This is a genomic window from Zunongwangia sp. HGR-M22, assembly GCF_027594425.1.
In the GTDB taxonomy this organism is placed as follows: Bacteria; Bacteroidota; Bacteroidia; order Flavobacteriales; family Flavobacteriaceae; genus Zunongwangia.
In genome coordinates this window covers 2415642-2438461 of the sequence record NZ_CP115159.1, presented here as the reverse complement: position 1 = coordinate 2438461, position 22820 = coordinate 2415642, and the positions used below count along the sequence as shown (strand labels likewise).

The 22820-nt window shown below is 34.2% G+C and carries 23 protein-coding genes; 17 read left to right on the top strand and 6 right to left on the bottom strand.

The window, feature by feature from the left end; all coding sequences use genetic code 11:
* The first annotated feature begins 42 nt into the window (after nucleotides 1-42).
* Nucleotides 43-195, top strand: a complete 153-nt coding sequence (locus PBT91_RS10690) for a hypothetical protein (protein ID WP_270058457.1) — start codon at nucleotides 43-45, stop codon at nucleotides 193-195.
* A 121-nt stretch (nucleotides 196-316) separates the two neighbouring features.
* The gene (gene wrbA, locus PBT91_RS10685; RefSeq protein WP_270058456.1) at nucleotides 317-916 is read left to right on the top strand and encodes an NAD(P)H:quinone oxidoreductase; all 600 of its coding nucleotides are present in this window, start codon (nucleotides 317-319) and stop codon (nucleotides 914-916) included.
* A gap of 48 nt (nucleotides 917-964) precedes the next feature.
* On the opposite strand, the gene PBT91_RS10680 is transcribed toward wrbA, so the two are convergent.
* Nucleotides 965-1633 (bottom strand): endonuclease III domain-containing protein, encoded by a 669-nt coding sequence (locus PBT91_RS10680; RefSeq protein ID WP_270058455.1) that lies wholly within the window; start codon nucleotides 1631-1633, stop codon nucleotides 965-967.
* A gap of 31 nt (nucleotides 1634-1664) precedes the next feature.
* Here PBT91_RS10680 and bcp point away from each other — a divergent pair, with 31 nt between their 5' ends.
* Nucleotides 1665-2114, top strand: coding sequence for a thioredoxin-dependent thiol peroxidase (gene bcp, locus PBT91_RS10675; protein ID WP_270058454.1), 450 nt, complete (start codon nucleotides 1665-1667; stop codon nucleotides 2112-2114).
* Between the two features lie 177 nt (nucleotides 2115-2291).
* Here bcp and PBT91_RS10670 read toward each other — a convergent pair whose 3' ends face one another.
* The 5 genes from PBT91_RS10670 to porX all read right to left on the bottom strand — a co-directional run bounded on the left by PBT91_RS10670 (nucleotide 2292) and on the right by porX (nucleotide 6972).
* Nucleotides 2292-2672, bottom strand: coding sequence for a hypothetical protein (locus PBT91_RS10670; RefSeq protein WP_270058453.1), 381 nt, complete (start codon nucleotides 2670-2672; stop codon nucleotides 2292-2294).
* 28 nt (nucleotides 2673-2700) lie between these two features.
* The gene (locus tag PBT91_RS10665; protein WP_270058452.1) at nucleotides 2701-3900 is read right to left on the bottom strand and encodes an alanine dehydrogenase; all 1200 of its coding nucleotides are present in this window, start codon (nucleotides 3898-3900) and stop codon (nucleotides 2701-2703) included.
* 68 nt (nucleotides 3901-3968) lie between these two features.
* Nucleotides 3969-4544, bottom strand: a complete 576-nt coding sequence (locus tag PBT91_RS10660) for a hypothetical protein (RefSeq protein WP_270058451.1) — start codon at nucleotides 4542-4544, stop codon at nucleotides 3969-3971.
* 375 nt (nucleotides 4545-4919) lie between these two features.
* The gene (gene tsaE, locus PBT91_RS10655; protein ID WP_270058450.1) at nucleotides 4920-5324 is read right to left on the bottom strand and encodes a tRNA (adenosine(37)-N6)-threonylcarbamoyltransferase complex ATPase subunit type 1 TsaE; all 405 of its coding nucleotides are present in this window, start codon (nucleotides 5322-5324) and stop codon (nucleotides 4920-4922) included.
* 97 nt (nucleotides 5325-5421) lie between these two features.
* Nucleotides 5422-6972 (bottom strand): T9SS response regulator signal transducer PorX, encoded by a 1551-nt coding sequence (porX, locus tag PBT91_RS10650; protein ID WP_270058449.1) that lies wholly within the window; start codon nucleotides 6970-6972, stop codon nucleotides 5422-5424.
* Between the two features lie 124 nt (nucleotides 6973-7096).
* Between porX and PBT91_RS10645 the strand changes: the two genes are divergently transcribed.
* The 14 genes from PBT91_RS10645 (at nucleotide 7097) to PBT91_RS10580 (ending at nucleotide 22814) form a co-directional block, all read left to right on the top strand.
* Nucleotides 7097-8326 carry an HD domain-containing protein gene (locus PBT91_RS10645; RefSeq protein WP_270058448.1) on the top strand — a complete coding sequence of 410 codons (1230 nt, stop codon included), beginning with the start codon at nucleotides 7097-7099 and terminating at the stop codon, nucleotides 8324-8326.
* Between the two features lie 24 nt (nucleotides 8327-8350).
* Entirely contained in the window at nucleotides 8351-9379 is a 1029-nt protein-coding gene (gene lpxD, locus PBT91_RS10640; protein WP_270058447.1) for a UDP-3-O-(3-hydroxymyristoyl)glucosamine N-acyltransferase, read from the top strand.
* The gene (locus PBT91_RS10635) at nucleotides 9372-10772 is read left to right on the top strand and encodes a bifunctional UDP-3-O-[3-hydroxymyristoyl] N-acetylglucosamine deacetylase/3-hydroxyacyl-ACP dehydratase (RefSeq protein WP_270058446.1); all 1401 of its coding nucleotides are present in this window, start codon (nucleotides 9372-9374) and stop codon (nucleotides 10770-10772) included. Before lpxD (PBT91_RS10640) ends, PBT91_RS10635 begins: the two co-directional genes overlap by 8 nt.
* Nucleotides 10773-10778: 6 nt before the next feature.
* Nucleotides 10779-11564, top strand: a complete 786-nt coding sequence (lpxA, locus tag PBT91_RS10630) for an acyl-ACP--UDP-N-acetylglucosamine O-acyltransferase (protein WP_270058445.1) — start codon at nucleotides 10779-10781, stop codon at nucleotides 11562-11564.
* A gap of 12 nt (nucleotides 11565-11576) precedes the next feature.
* Nucleotides 11577-12143 carry an elongation factor P gene (gene efp, locus PBT91_RS10625; RefSeq protein WP_270058444.1) on the top strand — a complete coding sequence of 189 codons (567 nt, stop codon included), beginning with the start codon at nucleotides 11577-11579 and terminating at the stop codon, nucleotides 12141-12143.
* Between the two features lie 68 nt (nucleotides 12144-12211).
* Nucleotides 12212-13147 carry a UDP-3-O-(3-hydroxymyristoyl)glucosamine N-acyltransferase gene (gene lpxD / locus PBT91_RS10620; protein WP_270058443.1) on the top strand — a complete coding sequence of 312 codons (936 nt, stop codon included), beginning with the start codon at nucleotides 12212-12214 and terminating at the stop codon, nucleotides 13145-13147.
* A gap of 4 nt (nucleotides 13148-13151) precedes the next feature.
* Nucleotides 13152-13523, top strand: a complete 372-nt coding sequence (locus PBT91_RS10615; RefSeq protein ID WP_270058442.1) for a nuclear transport factor 2 family protein — start codon at nucleotides 13152-13154, stop codon at nucleotides 13521-13523.
* Nucleotides 13524-13633: 110 nt separating this feature from the next.
* Complete coding sequence (locus PBT91_RS10610) at nucleotides 13634-13999, top strand: BlaI/MecI/CopY family transcriptional regulator (protein ID WP_270058441.1); 366 nt, start codon at nucleotides 13634-13636, stop codon at nucleotides 13997-13999.
* Nucleotides 14000-14002: 3 nt separating this feature from the next.
* Complete coding sequence (locus tag PBT91_RS10605; protein WP_270058440.1) at nucleotides 14003-15550, top strand: M56 family metallopeptidase; 1548 nt, start codon at nucleotides 14003-14005, stop codon at nucleotides 15548-15550.
* Between the two features lie 9 nt (nucleotides 15551-15559).
* The gene (locus PBT91_RS10600) at nucleotides 15560-15712 is read left to right on the top strand and encodes a hypothetical protein (protein ID WP_270058439.1); all 153 of its coding nucleotides are present in this window, start codon (nucleotides 15560-15562) and stop codon (nucleotides 15710-15712) included.
* 184 nt (nucleotides 15713-15896) lie between these two features.
* A complete protein-coding gene (gene sucD / locus PBT91_RS10595) occupies nucleotides 15897-16772 on the top strand; it encodes a succinate--CoA ligase subunit alpha (protein WP_270058438.1) in 876 nt (291 codons plus the stop codon).
* Nucleotides 16773-16871: 99 nt separating this feature from the next.
* Nucleotides 16872-19835, top strand: coding sequence for a M16 family metallopeptidase (locus PBT91_RS10590; protein ID WP_270058437.1), 2964 nt, complete (start codon nucleotides 16872-16874; stop codon nucleotides 19833-19835).
* 110 nt (nucleotides 19836-19945) lie between these two features.
* On the top strand, nucleotides 19946-20692 hold the full coding sequence (gene fabG / locus PBT91_RS10585; RefSeq protein WP_270058436.1) for a 3-oxoacyl-[acyl-carrier-protein] reductase: 747 nt from the start codon (nucleotides 19946-19948) through the stop codon (nucleotides 20690-20692).
* 88 nt (nucleotides 20693-20780) lie between these two features.
* Nucleotides 20781-22814 (top strand): VWA domain-containing protein, encoded by a 2034-nt coding sequence (locus PBT91_RS10580; protein WP_270058435.1) that lies wholly within the window; start codon nucleotides 20781-20783, stop codon nucleotides 22812-22814.
* Nucleotides 22815-22820 lie beyond the last annotated feature (6 nt).

The following is a 22820-nucleotide window of genomic DNA, read 5'->3' as shown; positions in this document are numbered from 1 at the left end:
AGTGCCGTTATCTATTTATATAACCATCTTAATAATGTATTAATGAAGAACATTTACTTTGAAAAACCTTCGAGAGAAGAAAAATCACAACATTTGAAACCTAAAAAAGAGACCATTAAGTTTCTACTAAACTATTCGAAAGCATTAAAAGTTTTACCTGGTAAGACTGAAGATTATGAAATGCTTTTAAATTAAAACCCACAGCCTGCGACTTGCAGGCTTTTTTATTGATCAGATTCTAAGAGAATTATCAAAACTTTAAAACTTGTTTTTTCCTAAGCTAGCATATTCGCTTTAAATTAGAAAAAAATAAATTATGAAAGATATAAAACTTGCTATAATCTATTATAGCGCAACCGGTACCAACTATCAAATGTCTAAAGTAGCTGAAGAAGCTGCTAAAGATTTGGGAGTAAAAGAGATTAAGTTCTTAAGAGTAGAAGAAACGGTTCCTGAAGAAATAATGAAAGGAAACGAAGATTGGGTAAAGCATTATAATGCGACTAAAGATATTCCAGTAGCTTCTGCCGATGATCTAGATTGGGCCGATGCGATTATATTTTCAGCGCCAACAAGATATGGTAACCTGCCTTCACAGTTTAGTAGTTTGATGGATACCACAGGGCCGTTATGGCAAGAAGGGAAATTAGTAGACAAAGTAGTAAGTGGAATGACAAGTGCTGCAAATCCTCATGGAGGACAAGAAGCTACTTTACTTTCTTTATATAAAGCAATGATGCACTGGGGCGCGGTAATTGCAAATCCTGGATATACAGATCCTGTTATTTTTGAAACCGGAGGAAATCCTTATGGTTTTAGTATGGTAGGAGGAAGCGATCTATCAGAAAACGATAAAAAAGCGATTTCAGCTCAGGTAAAAAGAGTTGTAAGTTTAGCCTCCAAAATTAATGCATAATTCTTATTATTAATTATAAAAGAAAACTCCGGAATCTCCGGAGTTTTTTTATTTCTTCTTTTTAGCTATTTTCTTTTCATAATCTGCCAGAACTGTTTTTCTACCGATAGTTTTAGTGATGATATCTTTTTCAAGATCCCAACCTCTTGCCGGTGAATATTGCCGGCCATACCAGATTATTTGCAAATGAAGCTCATTCCAGAGGTCTTTTGGAAATAATCGTTTGGCATCTTTTTCAGTTTGCACAACGCTTTTTCCATTAGATAAATTCCATCGATACATTAATCTTTGAATATGAGTATCTACCGGAAATGCAGGGACATTAAATGCCTGAGCCATCACCACACTGGCCGTTTTGTGACCCACAGCAGGAAGACTTTCTAAAGCTTCAAAATCTGCCGGTACCTGCCCGTTATATTTTTCTAATAATATTTCAGAAAGGGCATGAATACCTTTTGATTTCATTGGAGATAATCCGCAGGGTTTTATAATTTCTCTAATTTCTTCAACACTTAATTTAACCATTTTTTGCGGCGTGTCGGCAACTTCAAATAAAAGTGGAGTTATTTGATTCACTTTAACATCGGTACTTTGGGCAGAAAGTAAAACAGCAATCAAAAGTGTGTAAGGATCTTTATGATCTAAAGGGATAGGAATTTCAGGATAAATATTTTGTAAAGTATCAATTACAAATTGCACTTTTTGCTGTTTATTCATAAAGCTTTAATTTTAGGCAAAAATAAGAATTATGACGACATTAAAAGCAGGAGATAAAGCACCAGATTTTTCAGTAGAAGATCAAGATGGGAATGAAGTAAAGCTTTCAGATTTTAAAGGAAAGAAACTGGTTTTATTTTTCTATCCAAAGGCTAGTACACCAGGATGTACTGCAGAAGCTTGTAATCTTAGAGATAATTGGGAAGTGTTCCAAAAGGAGGGTTATGCGATTTTGGGAGTAAGTGCAGATTCTAAGCGTAGACAAACTAATTTTAAAGCCAAGAACGAGCTTCCTTTTCCGCTATTAGCAGATGAAGATAAAGAAGTGATAAACGCTTATGGTGTCTGGGGACCTAAAAAATTTATGGGTAAAGAATACGAAGGAATTCATCGGACTACTTTTGTAATCGACAAAGAGGGCAAAATTGAAGAAGTAATTAGTAAGGTGAAAACCAAAGATCACGCCGCCCAGATTCTATAATTTCTGAATATTTTTTCTTTGGAAACAACTTCAACTAAACTTATAAAGCTTGTCGAAATTGCATAATTTTGGCAGGCTTTTTTATTAACACCGCCAAGGGGTGTAATTCTCCGAGGTTTGCCAAGAAATCAAAAAGTTATTTCTAACCAATGCCTTTCCGGCTTGCTCCGAAATACTTTACTTTTCAGAATAAAAATTAACCTCCTGAATAGTAGCAATACTATCGCAATTTTCAACTTTAAATTGAATTGGTTTTGTTTTAGTTTCTCCTGAAATAAGATAAATGTTACAAGAATCTCTATCTGTAATACTTTCACTAAAATGAACTTCACCATTTTCTAAAATTGAAGAGATATTGCTGGTATCTATTGCGTTTTCAGTAAAAAACTTCATCGCCTTATCGTCAAACTGGCGTTCTTTTACTCGAATACTTTTTAAAGTTCTGGCATTTGGAAAATACGAACAACTGGTTTTTTTTCCGCTTAAAAAGAAAATGAGAATAATGATTCCCATAAAAAGTCCTACAGAAAAATATCCTAAACGCTGAAATATATTCATATAAAATAGCTAAAATCGGTGCAGGGGATCAGAAAATCAAGAGGTTAATATCTCGATAAGTAAGATCGAACCAATCTGCAATAGATTTGTTGGTTAATACTCCGTGGTAAAAGTACAAACCATTTCGCAATCCGCGGTCAAAACGAAGCGTATTTTCCAGTCCGCCTTCCTCGCCAATATGCAATAAATAAGGAGTGAAAATATTACTTAGAGAAAGCGAACTTGATCTTGCGTAACGTGAAGGAATATTAGGCACACAATAATGAATTACCTCATGTTTGGTGAAAATAGGTTTTTCATGACTGGTAATTTCACTGGTTTCGATACAGCCACCAACATCGATACTTACGTCTATGGCTACAGCGCCACGTTTCATAGAGGCAACCATTTCATCGGTGACTAAAACCGGAGAACGATTATTGCCGCGAACAGCGCCAATTAGCACATCGCAGCGTTTAAGCGCTTTAGATAGATTTTTTGGTTGAATTGTACTTGTGTAAAAAGTGCATCCCAATGACGATTGAAGATTTCTCAATTTGGTAATCGAGCTATCAAACACTTTGATATTGGCTCCAAGGCCAATAGCCGATCTTGCTGCAAATTGTCCCACTGTACCCGCGCCTAAAATCACAACTTCTACGGGAGGAACGCCACTTATATTTCCAAAAAGGAGTCCGTTACCATCGCCATTATTACTCATAATTTCAGAAGCAATAAGAACCGAAGCGGTTCCTGTAATTTCACTTAATGCCCTAACTATGGGATAACTACCATCATCATCTTTAATAAATTCGAAACCTAGAGCCGTAATTCTTTTCGATGCTAGTTTTTGAAAATATTCTTTACTCTGCGTTTTAATTTGAAGTGCTGAAATTAAAATAGTTTGCGGATTCATCATTTCTAATTCCGCAATAGATGGTGGTTCTACTTTTAAAATCGTAGGGCAGGAGAATACCTTTTGGGTGTCTTTAGTTATTTCTGCACTGGCATCTGAATAATCTTTATCGCTAAAATTTGCATAGTTGCCTGCTCCAGATTCAATCATTACACGATGCCCGTGGGCTGTAATAGCTCCAACAGCATCAGGGCTAAGACAAATACGTTTTTCTTGGTAAGAGGTTTCCTTGGGGATTCCTATAAATAGTTCTCCTTTGTTTTTATAAATTTCAAGTTTTTCTTCTTGAGGTATTAGCTCTTCTTTGGTAAAAGGAGAAACTTGTTCATTCATATTTTTCTTTTCAGCTGATTTGGAAAAGTTAAATTACAATTATTTTTGAAATAGTAAGAATAGATTCCCTAAAGTTTAGCGTAGTAATCTTCATCGGTATCTGCAGAATTCTTCATATCATCGATTTCCTTTTGATCTTTTTCCGACATAGATGAAAAAACAGAAATATTAGTTTCTTCTATTTCGCTTAAATCAATACCATAGATCTTATCGAAAATTTTTATTCTAACTAAATAAACTATAGAGACTATAATAATAAAGAACGGAGCAAGATATAAGAGATCGCCGTCGTCTAAAAATTTGTCAGCTGAATCTTGATATACGGCTGTTAATAGTTGATAACTATACATAATAGTAGGGACCAATATAACATGATACCACCAATGTTTACATGTGAAAAACCAGATCAGCAGTAAAAATAGAGGTGTAATTTTACCAAGATAAGTCCACATGGCAGTCATCACGTTTAAATAATATTTACTCTCATATGTAAATAGAGAATTTTCCCAAACGGGACCGTCTGGGAAAATTTCATATAAATAAAATATGTAAGGTGAAAATGCTATAAGTAAAGCAATTATACTACCCGTTAACAGGAATCCTGATCGTTGTTTTGTCGACAGCTTGCTTTTTGATTGGGTCATTTAATTTGTCGTTATCAGTGGTTGAAGTTACAAAAATTGATGCTCCAAAAATAGCTGCTCCGAATAATAATGCTTTTAATTTCATAATAGGTAGTTTTAATAATATTTTTAAATCGTATTTCGTTTTGTTTCTGATACAAACCTACTACGATATAACCTTCTATTAGTAAATACATTAATTGTACTTTTGCGGCTTTTTAGCGGATTTCGATAGATTTTGTAAAATTTTTACAGATTAATATTTTTTTAACTGTTATGCTTAAAATAAAATACTTTTGGCATTTTTATATGACTCATTATTTAGTAAAAACTCAGTAATTGCTAATGCGTTATTGGCTAAAATCATATATCAAAAATAAACATTTTCACATTTTATTAACTCAACTTTAACAATCTTAGTTCTGGATTTATTTTTTGTAGCTCCAATTTCTGGTGTTTCTCTGGTAAAAGATTTGTAATTTTTTGTGGCCACTCAATAAATTTCCATCCCGGTTGTTCTAAATAATCATCAAATCCAATATCATAAGCCTCATTTTCTTCATCTATACGGTAAAAATCGAAATGAAAAACAGTTTCAGTTTCAGATTTATATTCATTAACTAAAGAGAAAGTAGGACTGGATACCCGATCTTCAATACTTAGCTTATTTACGAGCTTTTTGATTAATGTTGTCTTACCAGCGCCCATTTCTCCATAAAAGAGAATTGTCTTACTAGTTGTGTTTTTCAGAATGAATTCAATAGCCTTATCGATCTCCGACAAATGATATTTCAACTCCATTTTACCAATTATTTAATTTTTCAAATATACCAAAAAACCTGATAGAGACTATCAGGTTAGGTTAGGCATGTTTAATTACGGTTATTTATTAAAAATTTTATTTTGGCGAAAGAACGGCAAATGGTATAATCATTTCTTCTAAAGATACTCCGCCATGTTGGTAAGTGTTTCTAAAGTAACTTACGTAATGATTATAATTATTAGGATAGGCAAAGAATAAATCACCTTTGGCAAAAATAAAGGAACTACTCATATTAAGAGTTGGTAGATGCAAGGTTTTAGGTTCCTTAGCAGCCAAAACATCTTTTTTCTCGTAGGTAAGACTTTTACCAGTTTTGTACCTTAAATTTAAACTTGTGTTTTTATCACCTATTACTTTACTTGGATTTTTAACGTTAATTGTTCCATGATCTGTGGTGACGATCAATTTGAATCCTAACTGCTGCGCTTGCTGTATAATTTCTAAAAGTGGCGAATTTTTAAACCAACTTTCTGTTAAAGATCGATACGATTTATCATTAGAGGCTAACTCTTTAATTACTTCCATCTCGGTTTTAGAATGGGAAAGCATATCTACAAAGTTATAAACCACAACAGTTAAATCGTTGTTTTTTTGAGTTTTGAAGTTTTCAACTAATTTTCTACCGGCTTTTAGATTGCTTATTTTGTGATATTCGTGTTTAATATCTTTTCCTAAACGCTTCAATTGTTCGGTTAGAAATTCATTTTCAAAATTATTTTTTCCACCTTCATCGGTATCATTTTTCCAATACTGAGGATAGAGCTTTTCCATTTCACTAGGCATCAAACCAGAAAAAATAGCATTACGGGCGTATTGAGTTGCAGTAGGTAAAATGCTACAAAACGGCTGTTCTTTCTCTTTTTTATAATGATTGGCTATAATTGGCTCAAATGTTTTCCACTGGTCATAACGTAAATTATCGATTACTACCAATAAAGTGGGTTGCTCCTTATTAATTTCAGGAAGTATGTTTCTTTTAAAAAGTGTGTGAGACATCGTAGGTGCCTCTGCGTTATCTTTAAACCATTTAGGATAATTTTTATCGATAAACTTACAAAACTGATTATTGGCTTCTTGTTTTTGAGTTTCAAGAATTTCGAACATACTACTATCTTCTATATTTTCTAATTGAAGTTCCCAGTAGATTAGACGTTGGTACATATCGGTCCAATCTTCATAGGTATTCACATTCATTAAATCCATTGCGATTTTTCTGAATTCCTGCTGGTAATTAGAAGTGGTTTTTTCAGAAATTAGTCGAGAATGATCTAAATTCTTCTTTATAGAAAGCAGGATTTGATTTGGATTTACGGGCTTTATTAGATAATCTGAAATTTTAGAGCCTATTGCCTCTTCCATAATATACTCTTCCTCACTTTTTGTGATCATCACAATGGGAATATTGGCCTGTTTTTCTTTTATTTCAGACAAGGTTTCCAGACCTGTTAAGCCGGGCATATTTTCATCCAAAAAAACAATATCGAAGCGTTCTTCGTCTATCTTCTCAATAGCTTCAGTACCACTTTGGCAAGTGGATACCTCGTAGTTTTTAGATTCTAGAAATAAAATATGTGGTTTTAAAAGGTCGATTTCATCGTCAACCCATAGTATTTTGATATTATTCATGCTAGATTAATTTATAAGCCGGTTAAAAATTTATATTTTTAATTTTTATTGCTCTTTTTGGATATAAATTGATCCAATAGAGCTTCAATGTCTATTTTTGTTCTACCATATAATTAAATAAAGCTTGGCTTCACAAAACAAACTCAAGATTCTAAACGATCCAATTTACGGATTTATTACCATACCAAGTCAGCGGATCTTTAATATTATCGAGCATCCCTACTTCCAAAGATTGCGTAGAATATCTCAAATGGGATTATCTTATTTGGTATATCCGGGCGCACATCATACAAGATTCCATCACGCATTAGGATGTGTCCACTTAATGCAAAAAGCAGTACGAATCCTTCGCTTTAAGGGAGTTGAGATAAGTGATGAAGAAGAGGAAGCTCTGCAAATTGCCATTTTATTGCATGATATTGGTCATGGTCCTTTCTCACATACCATGGAACATACCATTGTTGAAGGCGTCGATCATGAGTCTATTTCGCTGCTTTTTATGAAAGAATTGAATGAGGTTTTTAACCAAAATTTAACGCTGGCGATCGAGATTTTTACTGGAAATTATCCAAAAAAGTTCATGTACCAGTTAATCACAAGTCAGTTAGACATGGATCGACTTGACTATCTAAAGAGAGATAGTTTTTATACGGGTACTACTGAAGGAAATATTAATAGTGATCGATTAATCACGATGCTGAATGTGGTGAATAACGAATTGGTGCTAGAAGAAAAAGCAATTTATTCTGTAGAAAAATTTCTGGTAGCCAGAAGGTTAATGTATTGGCAGGTGTATTTGCATAAAACAAGTTTAGTAGCAGAACAGCTTTTAATTAGAGTGCTAAAGAGAGCAAAAGAATTAACGGCCAGCGGTACTTCGCTGAACGCAAGTAAAGCACTTAGCTATTTTCTAGAAAATAAAGTCACCGCAGAAAGTTTTGATACTGAAACCTTAAAGATTTTTGCTTGCCTTGACGATTATGATATTGTCCTTGCAATGAAAGAATGGATGAATCACGAAGACTTTATTTTGAGCAGTTTATGTAAAATGGTGATTAATCGCGATCTTTTAAAAGTTAAATTGAAGAAGAAAAAACCGTCTTCAGCTAAAATTGAAAAACATACCACACAACTGAAAGAGAAGTATAACTTATCTGATAAAGAAGCTTCTTATTTTGTTTTTACGGGGGAAATCGCAAATCTGGCCTATACAAGAGAAAAGAATAATATCAATATTCTTCATAAAAACGGAAAGATTAATGATGTAATTAAAGTTTCTGACCAGCTTAATTTGAAAGCATTATCAAAAACTGTGACTAAATTTTATATATGTTATCCTAAGTCGAAACATTAACTCATTTTTTTTACTTTTGCCAGAATGAAATTTAAAGCATCACAAATAGCCGAAATTCTCGAAGGGACAATAGAAGGTAATCCCGATGCAGAGGTTTCAGAATTGGCTAAGATTGAAGAAGGAAAAGAAGGATCGCTTACTTTTTTAAGCAATCCTAAGTATACCTCGTATATATATAGCACAAAAGCATCAATTACTATTGTTAATGATAGCTTTGAAGCAGATGAGCCTATTAATACTACACTTATTAAAGTAAAGGATGCCTATAAAGCATTTTCTACTTTATTAGAATACTACAATCAGGTAAAACTTCGCAAAAGCGGTATTGAGAAACCTAGTTATATTTCAGATTCTGCAGAATATGGTGAAGATATTTATTTGGGAGCATTTACCTATTTGGGAGATAATGTGAAAATAGGTAATAATGTGAAGATTTATCCTTACGCCTATGTAGGCGACAATACGGTAATTGGCGATAATTCAACATTATTTGCAGGAGTAAAAGTATATTCGGAAACCGTTATTGGTGAAAATGTAACCTTACACGGTGGATGTATTATAGGCGCTGATGGATTTGGATTTAGTCCGAACGAGAAAGGAGAATATTCTAAAGTACCGCAAATAGGAAATGTTATTATTGAAGATAACGTTGATATAGGTGCCGGGACAACTATAGATAGAGCAACCTTAGGATCTACGATCATAAGAAAAGGAGTGAAACTGGATAATCATATCCAAATAGCGCATAATGTAGAAATTGGCGAGCATACGGTAATTGCCGCACAAACAGGTGTAGCCGGTTCTACTAAAATTGGCAAAAACTGTATTATTGGTGGCCAGGTTGGTATTGTGGGGCATATTACTATAGGAGATAGAGCTAAAATCCAGGCACAAAGTGGTATTGGTCGAAATGTTAAAGATGATGAAGTGTTACAAGGCTCACCGGCTATAGGATATTCAGATTTTAATAAATCCTTTATTCATTTTAAAAACTTACCTAAAACTGTTGATTTATTACATCAGTTGGATAAAAAAGTAAATAAGAATGGCTGAAAAAGTATTTAAGCAGCAAACTATTCAAAATGAAGTTTCACTCGAAGGAGTAGGACTGCATACAGGAAAACAAGTAAAACTTACCTTTAAACCAGCGCCAGAGAATACAGGTTACGTCTTTAAAAGAGTAGATCTTGAAGGAGAACCTACTATAGAAGCCGATGTAACTTACGTTGTTGATACTAGAAGAGGAACAAATCTTGAAAAGAACGGAGTTAAAATTCAAACTTCAGAACATGTGCTTGCCGCATGTGTAGGATTAGAAATCGACAATATTATTATTGAATTGGATGCTTCAGAACCACCAATTATGGATGGTTCATCAAAATACTTTGTAGAAGCTTTAGAGAACGCTGGCATCAAAGAGCAGGATAAAGATAAAGAGGAGTATGTAATCAATCAGGTAATTTGCTATCGTGACGAAGAAACTGGCAGTGAAATTGTAGTGATGCCTGCAGATACTTACAAAGTTACTACAATGGTTGATTTTGGAACTAAAGTTTTGGGAACGCAGAATGCTTCTATAGAACACGTTTCAGAATTTAAAGATAATATATCGAACGCGCGTACCTTCAGCTTTCTTCATGAAATAGAAGAGTTATTAAAACACGGCTTAATTAAGGGTGGTGATTTAAATAATGCTATAGTTTATGTAGATAAAGAAATTGGCGAGGATACTTTAAAGAAATTACGAGTAGCGTTTAATCGTGACGAAATTTCGGTAAAACCTAATGGAATTTTAGATAATCTTACACTACATTATCCTAATGAAGCAGCACGGCATAAATTATTAGATGTCTTAGGAGATTTAGCACTTATTGGTACTAGAATAAGAGGTAAAGTTATCGCTACCAAACCAGGACACTATGTGAATACTGAGTTTGCTAAAAAACTGGCGAAATTTATAAAAGAAGAGAAGCGTAATAAAGTACCAAAAGTCGATTTAAATGCGAAGCCAATAATGGACGTTAACGACATTATGGAAACGCTTCCGCATCGTTCACCGTTTTTACTTGTAGATAAAATTTACGAATTGACAGATTCTACTGTTGTGGGGGTTAAAAACGTTACAATGAATGAGCCCTTCTTTGTGGGGCATTTCCCAGGTAAACCTGTAATGCCAGGTGTTCTGCAAGTAGAAGCTATGGCACAAACGGGTGGTATATTAGCGCTAAAATCTGTACCAGATCCAGAAAACTATCTTACGTATTTTATGAAAATTGATAATGTAAGATTTAAGCAGCAAGTAGTACCTGGGGACACTTTAATATTTAAATTAGAACTTTTAGCGCCAATTAGAAGAGGTATTTGCCAAATGCAGGCGTATGCATATGCAAATGGAAAGCTGGCTACAGAGGCTATTTTAATGGCACAAATTGTAAAATCAAAATAAAAAATAATGAATCAACCTTTAGCATATGTGCATCCGGGAGCGAAAATTGCCAAAAATGTGGTAATTGAGCCATTTGCAACGATTCATAATAATGTGGTTATTGGCGAAGGAAGCTGGATAGGCTCTAATGTAACCATTATGGAGGGAGCACGCATAGGGAAAAATTGTAGTATTTTTCCTGGTGCGGTAATATCTGCAATTCCACAGGATAAAAAATTTGATGACGAGGATACCACTACCATCATCGGAGATAATACAACAATAAGAGAGTGTGTTACCATCAATAGAGGAACATCAGATCGAATGAAAACTGTGATAGGTAATAATTGCTGGATTATGGCGTACTGCCATATTGCTCACGATTGTATTGTGGGTGATAATTGTATCTTTTCCAATAATAGTACCTTAGCAGGACATATAAATGTAGGCGATCATGTTGTGCTTGCAGGAATGGCTGCAATCCAACAGTTTTGTAGCATAGGTAAGCATGCCTTTGTAACTGGTGGATCATTGGTTAGAAAAGACGTACCACCATTTGTAAAAGCCGGTCGTGAGCCACTTTCCTACGTGGGTATCAATTCTATAGGTCTTAGAAGAAGAGGATTTACTACTGAGAAGATTAGAGAAATTCAGGATATTTATAGAATTTTATATCAAAGAAATTATAACAATACGCAGGCTGTAACCATTATTGAAGCTGAAATGCAGGCCACAGCCGAGCGTGACGAAATATTAGAATTTATTAAAAACTCGCAGCGAGGTATCATGAAGGGATATTTCAGCTCGAACTAAAAAATTAAATGAATGGCCAGTACAAGCGATATTAGAAACGGACTTTGCATAAGATATAACCACGATATTTATAAGATTGTTGAATTTCTTCATGTAAAGCCGGGTAAAGGTCCAGCTTTTGTTAGAACTAAATTAAAAAGTGTAACCACAGGAAAGGTTGTTGATAATACATTTTCAGCAGGACACAAAATTGATGATGTTCGTGTAGAAACACATAAATATCAGTTTTTGTATCAGGATGGGGAGTTTTATCATTTTATGCATGTAGAAGATTATACACAAATAAGACTTCTAGAAAGTGCTTTGGATATGCCGCAATTACTTAAAGAAGGCGAAGTGCTAACTGTTATAATCAATACTGAAGATAATATGCCGCTTTCTACAGAGATGCCTGCAAGCGTAGTTCTAGAAGTTGCGCATACCGAGCCTGGTGTTAAAGGAAATACAGCAACAAACGCTACTAAACCTGCAACCGTAGAGACTGGAGCTGAGGTTAACGTTCCTTTGTTTATAAATGAAGGTGATAAGATTAGAATCGAAACAGAAAAAGGAACTTACAAAGAAAGAATTAAAGAATAAGTTTTATAACTAATAATTGAAAAAGGAAAGGTAAATTTATCTTTCCTTTTTTTATATTTAATAATTAGATGAAGTTTCCACAAACACATACCATAGAGCAAATTGCCACGATCATTTCGTGCAAATTTGTTGGCGATAGAAATTTTCCGGTAGAAGGAATAAACGAGATTCATGTTGTTACTGCAGGTGATATTGTCTTTGTAGACCATCCCAAATATTATGATAAAGCACTAAACTCTGCTGCTACCGTTATTCTAATTAATAAGGAAGTTGAATGTCCAGAAGGAAAAGCTTTGCTAATTTCAGATGATCCTTTCAGGGACTTTAATAAGCTTGCTAAATATTTTAAACCTTTTGAAAAAGCGACTGAAAAAATAGCTTCTTCAGCAAAAATAGGGCAGGGGACTCATATTCAACCAACAGCTTTTATAGGGAACAATGTAATTATCGGTAAAAATTGTAGAATTGATGCTAACGTTAGCATAAACGATCATACGATAATAGGCGATAATGTGATTATTCAGGCTGGTACTGTAATTGGCGGAGATGCTTTTTATTATAAAACTCGTCTAGAAGGTTTTGATCGCTTGCTTTCTAGCGGTCGCGTAGTTTTAGAAAATGATGTAGAAATTGGTTGTAACTGCACTATAGATCGCGGGGTAACAGGAGATACTTTAATTAAAAGAGGGACTAAAATAGATAATTTGGTTCAGGTGGGGCATGATACTGTTATTGGTGAGAAATGTCTTATAGCTTCACAAGTTGGTATTGCTGGTTGCGTAATTGTTGAAGACCAGGTTACACTTTGGGGCCAAGTAGGGGTAAGAAGCGATGTTACTATAGCCAAAGGTTCTATAATGATGGGGCAAACCGGTGTTACTAAAAACTCTAAACCGGGAGTTACGTATTGGGGTACTCCACTACAAGAAATGCGTTCGTATTTAGTAGAACAGGCTTATCTAAAAAAATTACCTGAATTTATGAAGAATTCAAATAAAAAATAAGCACATGAGTTTAAAAGGCAAGAAGTTAGTAGAACAATTTTATAAATTATTTTCGAATGATCCCGAGGAGGCGCTAAAATTGATGCACGCTGATATGAGTTTAGATTGGCATAGCAGCACTGGATATCGCCAGCTTAATAAAACTAGAATGCGTGAGCTCTTAACGGAAATGACTACAACTTACGAGGCACTCCGCTTAGAGATTAAAGAAACTATTAAGGAAGACCAGAAGGTGGTGATCTATTATACCTATCACGTTAGAACTATAGAAAATCCTGAAGAAGAACTTCCACTTGCACATTTTATGACCATCTGGCATTTAAAAGATAATTTACTTTACCAAGGCTCACAAATAAGTCAGTTGCCAAACGAATAATAGTGAAGCCATCTGAAAACCAGATGGTTTTTTGTTAAATATTAGCTCTATGTTTGTAGAATTAAAATTATATTCTACATTTGTAGAGTTAATTCTAATAAAGTAAAAAAATGAAACTTTCCAATGCAGAAGAGCAACTAATGCAAATATTATGGAAGCTGAAAAAAGCTTTTATGAAAGATCTGATTGACGAATATCCCGAACCAAAACCGGCAACAACCACAGTAGCTACTTTATTGAAGCGCATGCGAGATAAGAAGTTTATTGATTTTGTACAATATGGCCGATCTAGAGAGTATTTTCCATTAGTGAAAAAGGAAGATTATTTCTCTAAACAGATGAACGGACTCATCAAAAATTTCTTCAATAATTCTGCTGCCCAATTTGCTTCTTTCTTTACGGAAGAAACCGACTTATCTGAATCAGAATTAAAAGAATTACGAAAAATCATCGACGACAGAATTAAAAATCAATAGCTTATGATCATCTATATTCTAAAATTTTCGGGTTGTCTCTTGGTTTTATATGCGTTTTATAGGTTGTTTTTGGAAAGCGAAAAAAATCATAGGTTTAAGCGATTTTACTTATTATTTGCATTAGTAGCTTCAGTAATAATTCCGCTAATTACCATAAGCTATCAGGTTGAAGCACAACCAGTGCAGCAAACGGGATTCTTAATACATGAAGATACAACCAAAGTATCGGAAGTAAAAGCAAGCTTTTGGAAAGATCAGCTTCCGGCAATTTTATGGACTGTTTATAGTTTTGGTGTGGTTATTTTTTTATTTCGATTTTTAGGCAATATTAGTCGTTTAAGACGTCTAATTCAGAAGCACGAAAAAGTAGATGAATATTGGAATATCAAAGTTTTGCTACCATTTCAGCCAACTCCATATTCTTACTTCAAATATATTTTTGTTGAAAAAGATGCTTTTGAACAGAATAATATTCCGAAGGAAATTTTAAAGCATGAAGAAGCTCATGTACATCAAAAACATACGCTAGATTTATTGATATTGGAGATTTTACAGGTCATTTTTTGGTTTAATCCGCTGTTCATCTTTATTAAAAAATCAATACGTTTAAATCACGAGTTTCTTGCCGATGAAGCCGTTCTAAAACAAAATATTAGCGCATTATCGTATTCTAATTTATTACTTAACAGCTCGTTTGCCGGCCATCAAGCTACAATGACGAGTTCATTTAAACATTCATTAATCAAAAAACGAATCGTTATGATTTCAAATTCATTTTCAAAAAAGAGAGTAGGTCTAAAAATTGGATTTTTAGTGCCCGTTTTGTGTTGTTGCATTTATTTTTTTAATAATGCTATTGTTGCTGAAACTATACAGCAGGATGCGTCCATTGTTTCTAGGAATTCTTATTTATTCCCTTCAGTTATACCCACGCCAGCACCAAGGCATTTTAGTGGGTCGAATACTGGAAATCGAAAAGAGCTAGACTCTATAAAAAATTCAGAAAGAATAATAACAATTACCGTTGATGATGCCGTTATTTCTTTTGGAAATGTAGAAACCAATCTGGAAAATTTTGTAAAAGATTTCAATTTATTTACACAAAACTGGGATGAAGCAATGCTTAAGCAAACCGAGCTAAGTTTGATGTACTACAAAAGCAATATTGATATCGAAAAGCTAAAATCGGAAATGGCAAAAACAGCCTATTACAAAAAAACTGGAAAATCATTCCTGCCACCACCACCAGCTCCAACAGCTCCTGAAGTGATCGAGGTGTTAGAGGATGTGCCAACGCCACCAAATTCACCAGAAATAATAGAGGTTGTAGAAGATGTTCCGAATCCGCCAGCTCCACCCAAAAAGCCTGAAGTGATCGAGGTGGTTGAGAATGTTTCAACGGTTTCTAAAGCTGAAGATATTATTGCTGTAGAGGAACAGCAACCAAATGGTAAGACATTCCAAATTTCTCTCTCAGATAAAAAATCAGTTAAAGAATTAATCAAAGAATATAATGTTCAGCTTAAAAAATTGAATTTGCTTTTACCATAAGGCTATCCAATGGCTTATCTTGAATTGGAAAAAGAAAAGCAGGATAAAATAGCTATTAACTTTGCTCATCTTTATAAGTTACATGTAATGCTCTCTAAAAAAGGAGCTCAGGATAAAGTTGACATACTGCCGCCACCTCCGCCAACAACTAGAAAAGAATAAGAGAATCAAAAGGTTATGAAAGTCTTATAAAATTCTAGAATTAAAAAATCCTCATTAAAAATGATAATTATTACAACTATCGCTTTTTCATAATAATCATTTAAAACCCACAATATTCTTTGAAAAAGCTTTATGTTTTATCTTTAAAAACATATTTTTGTGTACGTAATTACAAAAAATACTTATGAGCGTTTTAGTAAATAAAGATTCAAAAATAATCGTGCAGGGATTTACCGGTAGCGAAGGTACTTTCCATGCAGAGCAAATGATAGAATATGGTTCCAACGTAGTTGGAGGTGTTACTCCGGGTAAAGGAGGCCAAACTCATTTGGATAAACCGGTGTTTAATACAGTTTCAGATGCTGTTAAAGAAACAGGAGCAGATGTAACGATCATCTTTGTTCCGCCAGCGTTTGCTGCCGATGCCATTATGGAAGCTGCCGATGCCGGGATTAAAGTAATCATTACTATTACGGAAGGTATTCCTGTTGCAGATATGGTTAAGGCTTCAGATTATATTAAAGACAAAGATTGTCGTTTAATTGGTCCAAACTGTCCTGGTGTTATTACTCCGGGTGAAGCTAAAGTTGGTATTATGCCAGGTTTCGTTTTCAAGAAAGGAACTGTAGGTATCGTTTCTAAATCTGGTACTTTAACTTACGAAGCTGCAGATCAGGTTGTGAAAGAAGGTCTAGGAATCACTACTGCGATTGGTATTGGTGGAGACCCTATTATTGGAACCACCACTAAAGAAGCGGTAGAGCTTTTAATGAACGATGAGGAGACTAAAGCTATCGTGATGATTGGCGAAATTGGTGGACAATTAGAAGCTGATGCGGCTAAATGGATCAAAGAAAATGGTAACAAAAAGCCTGTTATTGGATTTATCGCTGGAGAAACTGCTCCTGCTGGTAGAACGATGGGGCACGCTGGTGCTATTGTAGGTGGAAGTGAAGACACTGCACAGGCTAAGAAAGCAATCTTAAAAGAAAATGGAATACACGTTGTAGATTCTCCTGCTGAGATCGGTAAAAAAGTTGCCGAGGTTATAGGAAAATAGTTAAAATTTAAGATAATTTTAAATAATTTTAGTCCGTAAGCGTTACATGCTTACGGACTTTTTTATTTTTATAAATATTTATCAATCAAAATTTTAACTATGAGGAAATTTTATCTGCCCCTTATGGCAATCCTTTTTCTTGCTTTTTCATCTTGTAAGAAACAAGAAGATTCAAATTCAAATTCGCACACCGATGCCAATGGTTTTTCTTACGAAACTTTTGAAAACGATCCTACCGGTTTACGTCTTTACACTTTAGACAATGGTTTAAAAGTTTACCTGAGTCAGAATAACGAAGAACCTAAAATTCAAACTTTAATTGCCGTTCGTGCCGGTTCTACCTACGATCCAGCCGATAATACAGGGCTTGCTCATTATCTTGAGCATATGGTTTTTAAAGGAACAAGTAAAATAGGCACTCAGGATTGGGAAACAGAAAAAGTGCTTTTAGATTCGATTTCAGATTTATACGAGAAGCATAAAGCTACTACAGATCCTGAAGAGAAAAGAGCGATTTATCGACAGATCGACTCGGTTTCACAGGAAGCTTCAAAATATTCTATAGCAAACGAATATGATAAAATGGTGAGCTCTTTGGGAGCTGAGGGCACCAATGCCTTTACCTCGAATGAGCAAACAGTCTATGTAAATAAAATACCTTCTAACGAATTAGACAAATGGCTTACCATAGAAAGCGAAAGATTTAGCGAATTAGTTTTACGATTGTTTCATACCGAATTAGAAGCGGTTTACGAGGAGTTTAACCGCGGGCAGGATAGTGATTCCAGAAAACAATATTATGCAGTTTTAGAAGGACTTTATCCTACACATCCGTACGGTATACAAACAACCATCGGAAAATCTGAGCATTTAAAGAATCCTTCTATGGAAGCAATTCACAATTACCATGAACAATATTATGTGCCAAATAATATGGCTGTAATTCTTTCAGGAGATTTAGAGTTTGATAGCACGATTCAGAAGGTGAATGATGCGTTTGGCGTCTACGAATCTAAAGAAGTGACGCATCCCACATTTCCTGAAGAACAACCTATCACTGCACCAATAGAAAAAGAGGTATTTGGGCCAACTTCAGAATCTGTTTACGTCGCTTTCCGTACCGATGGTGTGGGCAGTAAAGATCAAAAAATTGTTTACTTAATAGATTATATTCTGGCCAATTCGCAAGCTGGTCTAATCGATTTAGATCTAAATCAAAAACAAAAAGTACAAGCAGCGTCTTCTTATACAAATTTTGATAATGATTATGGATTCCATTTGTTATACGGAATGCCTAAAGCTGATCAATCTTTAGAAGAAGTGAAAAATCTTTTACTTGCTGAAGTCGAAAAAGTCAAAAAAGGAGAATTTGAAGATTGGTTAATCGATGCCGTAATTAACGATTTAAAATTATCTGAAATTCGCCAATTTGAGGATGCATCTTCAGTAGCGTATGCACATATGGATGCTTTTATTCATTTTCAAGACTGGCAGGAAGTAGTAGATTTTACAGACGATTTAAAATCTATTACCAAAGATGAACTTGTTACTTACGCCAACGAGCATTATAAAGACAACTATGTAGCGGTTTATAAAAGAATAGGGGAAGACCCAAATATCGCCAAGGTAGAAAACCCAGGTATCACTCCCGTTCAGCTAAATCGTGATAAGCAATCTGATTTTATAACCGAATTCAACAAATCTGAAGCACCTGCTTTAACTCCGCAGTATGTAGATTATGAAGAGGCAATCAAAAAAGAAGAAACCGAAAATGGATTGCCGGTTTCTTATATTCTGAATGAAAATAATGATCTTTTCAACCTGTATTTTATTTTTGATATGGGGCAGGATAATGATAAAGAGATTTCGCTGGCAACTGGATATTTAGATTATCTGGGCACAGATAAATATACTCCTGAAGAATTAAAGCAAGAGTTTTACAAACTTGGTATAAACTATTTTGTAAGCGCAGGTTCAGATCAAATTTATGTTGGTATTAGTGGATTAAAAGAGAATCTGCCAAAAGGATTAGAATTATTGGAACATCTTTGGCAAAATGCTAAGCCAAATCAAGAAACCTACGAGAAATACGTCGCTTCGATTATGAAAGGTCGTGACGATGCTAAAACTCAAAAAGGAAATATTCTGTTTAATGGTCTAATGAACTTTGGTAAATATGGAGAAGATTCCCGTTTACGTAATATTTATACTGAAGCCGAATTAAAAGCCTTAGATCCAGCTGAATTGGTAGACAAAGTAAAAGACCTTCGTAATTACAAACAACGAGTGCTTTATTATGGGAAAGATCCTGAAGTAGCCGTTGCTACCGTAAGCGCTAAACATGATGTTCCTCAAGAGTTAAAAGATTACCCTGAAGCTAAAAAGTACGCTGAACAAGACATAGGAGGAAATGTTTACTTTGTAGATTATGACATGGTGCAAAGTGAAATGGTTTTTCTTGCAAAAGGGGAAAATTTTGATGTAGAAAAGATGGCGGCTACACAATTATTCAATACATATTTTGGTAGTGGCTTATCATCTATTGTATTTCAGGAAATACGGGAGTCTAAATCTTTAGCATATTCAGCTTACTCAAGTTACCAAATGGCTTCAGAAATGGATAAACCCAATTATACGATGGCATATATTGGTACACAAGCCAATAAAATGCCACAAGCAGTAGATGCTATGATGGACCTTATGACGAATATGCCCAAAGCAGAAGAACAATTTGAAGCTGCTAAAGAAGCCACTTTAAAGAAAATTGCAGCAGATCGAATTACAAAAACAAATATTTTCTGGAGTTACGAGCGATTAAAAGATCGCGGTTTAGATCACGATACGCGCCAGGAAATGTATGATGCTATAAAAGAGATGAGTTTTGATGATTTACAAAACTTTTTTGATAGCAATATCAAAGGTCAGGATTATAATGTTTTGGTAATTGGTAATAAAAAAGATGTAGATATGGAAGCACTTAGCAAGCTAGGTGAAGTAAAAGAATTAGATATAGATTATATTTTCAATTACGAAAAACAAGAAGACAAACAACTGAAATTGTAAAATTTTTGGCTAAAAAAATAGAGACCTCCTTGAAAAAGGAGGTTTTTTTATACCTAAACAATGCTTATTCTTATCTTTGGACCAGAAAATTCTAACTTACTATAATACATATGAAATTATTAGAAGGTAAAAACGCTATCGTAACCGGTGGAAGCCGTGGTATTGGTAGAGGTATAGCAAAAGTATTTGCAGAGCACGGAGCTAATGTAGCATTCACATACAACTCTTCTGAAGAAGCAGCGAAAGAACTGGAAAATGAGCTTTCTGAAACCGGATTAAAAGCTAAAGGTTATAAATCTAATGCAGCCGATTTTGAGCAGGCGCAGGAATTAATTAAAAATGTAGCTGAAGATTTTGGCGCTATCGATATTCTGGTAAACAATGCCGGAATCACCAAGGATAACCTGCTAATGCGAATGAGTGAGGAAGATTTTGATCGTGTGATCGAGGTAAACCTAAAGTCAATTTTTAACATGACCAAAGCAGTACAACGTACGATGCTTAAACAACGCAAAGGAAGCATTATCAATATGAGTTCTGTGGTTGGAGTTAAAGGAAATGCAGGACAGGCTAATTATGCGGCTTCTAAAGCAGGTATCATTGGTTTTAGCAAATCTATGGCATTAGAGCTTGGTTCTCGTAATATTCGTACGAATGTGATTGCTCCTGGCTTTATCGAAACTGAAATGACGGAGAAATTAGACGAAAAAGTAGTACAGGGATGGAGAGATAATATTCCATTAAAACGCGGTGGATCTCCAGAGGATATAGCAAATGCTTGTGTTTTCTTAGGTAGTGACCTTAGTGCCTATATTACCGGGCAGGTAATTAATGTAGATGGCGGAATGCTAACCTAGTTCCCTAATTGAAATTATTGATTTTGTTTTTTGATTTTAGGTTGGTAGAAGCTTAATATTCTCTTAAATTACAACCCAAAATCGATTAATGACTTTACTAAATATTATATATATAACCCTAGCTGTGATATTCGCGCTGGGGTTTTCTTATTTTCAATATTATGTAAAGTCCAAACGTAATAAAAAAGAGCGTTTAATCCTTTTTACGCTACGTACTTTAAGTGTTTTTACACTACTTTTTTTATTGATCAATCCAAAGATCAAGTCGGTTACAATACAAAAAGTGAAACCAGATTTAGTGCTCGCTTTAGATAATTCTGAATCGATTTCTTATCTCAAACAAGAGAATAATTTATCTGAAATTGCCTTATTTTTTAAGAAAGATGAAGAAATAAATAAACGTTTTAATGTTCACAATATAGGTTTCGGAAGTGAAATTTTAGCGATAGATTCCACCAATTTCAATGCAAAACAAACTGATATTTTTAAGGTTTTGGATGATGTAAAATCCAGCTTTAAAAGGAAGCAAAATGCTAGCATTTTAGTTACCGATGGTAATCAAACTTTGGGTAGAGATTTTCAATATTTCAATGCTTCTAAGAATCAAAAAATCTTTCCTATTATCGTTGGGGATACAACAAAATTTCCCGATTTAAGTATTTCAAAATTGAATGTGAATCGATATGCATTTCTTGAAAATAAATTTCCTGTAGAAGTTTTTCTGAATTATTCAGGTTCAAAAAATATCGCTTCAAGGTTTGTTATTTTAAATGATGGCGAGACAGTTTTTTCTGAAGAAGTGAATTTTTCAGAAGAAAATAGATCGGTTAGGCTAGAAGCAAATTTACCAGCTTCACAAGTAGGAACACAAACTTTTTCCGCAGAAATTCTTCCGTTGAAAAATGAAAAGAATACAGTAAATAATCAAAATAATTTTGCAGTCGAGGTGATCGATGAACGTACTTCAGTATTAATTTTAAGTAGTTTTCCGCATCCAGATTTAGGTACTCTAAAAAAATCAATCGAGACCAATAAGCAGCGAAAAGCAACTATAAAATACGCGAGCGAAAATATAGTAAAATTAAATGAATATCAGTTAGTTATATTTTATCAACCAAACAATAGCTTTAATAATTGGTTTGAGGCTATAGGTAAGGCTAATTTAAACTATTTTGTTATAACCGGAACTAAAACAGACTGGAACGTCATTAAAAAATCATTGCCGTTTTTATCGAAAAGCGGTAGTAATACTGAACAGGATTTCTATGCAGAAATAAACCCGAATTTTAACCAGTTTCAGTTTGAGGATATCGGGTTCTTAAATCTACCTCCGCTTCAGGATAAGTTTGGAGATTTAAAAATTGATACCGATTTTGAGACTTTGCTTTATCAAAACTTAGAGGGAGTGACCACCAAACAACCGTTATTAATGATTTCTAGAAATAACGCTAAAAGTTCAGCTTTTTTATTTGGTGAAAATATTTGGAGATGGCGGACTAAGATTTTTTTGGAAAATAAAAGCTTCGAAAAGTTTGATAAATTTATTGGTGGTCTTGTTCAAAATCTATCTTCAAAAAAGAAAAAGGAGCGCTTAAATATTGAATATGAGTCGTTCTATTATTCTAACGAAATTATAAAATTTGACGCTCAATTTTTCGACGAAAATTATCAATTCGATCCCAATGCAAATCTAAAGATCAAGCTTAAGAATGACAGCATAAATATGGTTTCAGATTCAAGATTTTTGTTGCGAAATAATTTTTATCAGGTAAGCTTTAATGATCTTCAACCGGGGGAATATGAATTCACCGTTTCAGAAGAAAATTCAGGAATCAAGAAAACCGGTAAATTTTCCGTAATTTCGTTCAATGGAGAAGAGCAATTTTCTTCAGCGAATTTTTCTAAACTTAAAAATCTGGCTGATAAAAATGAAAGTCAGGTTTACTTCCCCGATCAATTGGAAAATTTAAAATCTGAGCTTTTAAACGATAATCGTTTTTCAATAATAATAAAAGAAAACATCAAGTCTCAAGCTATAATCGAGTGGTATATTTTATTATTTATTTTAGTTGGTTTATTAGCAGGAGAATGGTTTTACAGAAAATATAAAGGTTTAATTTAATAAATT

What these genes read in the sequence shown, in the direction of transcription:
- PBT91_RS10580 (WP_270058435.1), top strand. Translation starts at nt 20,781, where the DNA reads ATGACTTTACTAAATATTATATATATAACCCTAGCTGTGATATTCGCG.
- lpxD (WP_270058443.1), top strand. Translation starts at nt 12,212, where the DNA reads ATGAAGTTTCCACAAACACATACCATAGAGCAAATTGCCACGATCATT.
- lpxD (WP_270058447.1), top strand. Translation starts at nt 8,351, where the DNA reads ATGAAATTTAAAGCATCACAAATAGCCGAAATTCTCGAAGGGACAATA.
- PBT91_RS10590 (WP_270058437.1), top strand. Translation starts at nt 16,872, where the DNA reads ATGAGGAAATTTTATCTGCCCCTTATGGCAATCCTTTTTCTTGCTTTT.
- bcp (WP_270058454.1), top strand. Translation starts at nt 1,665, where the DNA reads ATGACGACATTAAAAGCAGGAGATAAAGCACCAGATTTTTCAGTAGAA.
- efp (WP_270058444.1), top strand. Translation starts at nt 11,577, where the DNA reads ATGGCCAGTACAAGCGATATTAGAAACGGACTTTGCATAAGATATAAC.
- PBT91_RS10605 (WP_270058440.1), top strand. Translation starts at nt 14,003, where the DNA reads ATGATCATCTATATTCTAAAATTTTCGGGTTGTCTCTTGGTTTTATAT.
- PBT91_RS10680 (WP_270058455.1), bottom strand. Translation starts at nt 1,633, where the DNA reads ATGAATAAACAGCAAAAAGTGCAATTTGTAATTGATACTTTACAAAAT.
- tsaE (WP_270058450.1), bottom strand. Translation starts at nt 5,324, where the DNA reads ATGGAGTTGAAATATCATTTGTCGGAGATCGATAAGGCTATTGAATTC.
- PBT91_RS10610 (WP_270058441.1), top strand. Translation starts at nt 13,634, where the DNA reads ATGAAACTTTCCAATGCAGAAGAGCAACTAATGCAAATATTATGGAAG.
- PBT91_RS10615 (WP_270058442.1), top strand. Translation starts at nt 13,152, where the DNA reads ATGAGTTTAAAAGGCAAGAAGTTAGTAGAACAATTTTATAAATTATTT.
- sucD (WP_270058438.1), top strand. Translation starts at nt 15,897, where the DNA reads ATGAGCGTTTTAGTAAATAAAGATTCAAAAATAATCGTGCAGGGATTT.
- fabG (WP_270058436.1), top strand. Translation starts at nt 19,946, where the DNA reads ATGAAATTATTAGAAGGTAAAAACGCTATCGTAACCGGTGGAAGCCGT.
- PBT91_RS10600 (WP_270058439.1), top strand. Translation starts at nt 15,560, where the DNA reads ATGGCTTATCTTGAATTGGAAAAAGAAAAGCAGGATAAAATAGCTATT.
- PBT91_RS10670 (WP_270058453.1), bottom strand. Translation starts at nt 2,672, where the DNA reads ATGAATATATTTCAGCGTTTAGGATATTTTTCTGTAGGACTTTTTATG.
- porX (WP_270058449.1), bottom strand. Translation starts at nt 6,972, where the DNA reads ATGAATAATATCAAAATACTATGGGTTGACGATGAAATCGACCTTTTA.
- PBT91_RS10690 (WP_270058457.1), top strand. Translation starts at nt 43, where the DNA reads ATGAAGAACATTTACTTTGAAAAACCTTCGAGAGAAGAAAAATCACAA.
- lpxA (WP_270058445.1), top strand. Translation starts at nt 10,779, where the DNA reads ATGAATCAACCTTTAGCATATGTGCATCCGGGAGCGAAAATTGCCAAA.
- PBT91_RS10660 (WP_270058451.1), bottom strand. Translation starts at nt 4,544, where the DNA reads ATGACCCAATCAAAAAGCAAGCTGTCGACAAAACAACGATCAGGATTC.
- wrbA (WP_270058456.1), top strand. Translation starts at nt 317, where the DNA reads ATGAAAGATATAAAACTTGCTATAATCTATTATAGCGCAACCGGTACC.
- PBT91_RS10635 (WP_270058446.1), top strand. Translation starts at nt 9,372, where the DNA reads ATGGCTGAAAAAGTATTTAAGCAGCAAACTATTCAAAATGAAGTTTCA.
- PBT91_RS10665 (WP_270058452.1), bottom strand. Translation starts at nt 3,900, where the DNA reads ATGAATGAACAAGTTTCTCCTTTTACCAAAGAAGAGCTAATACCTCAA.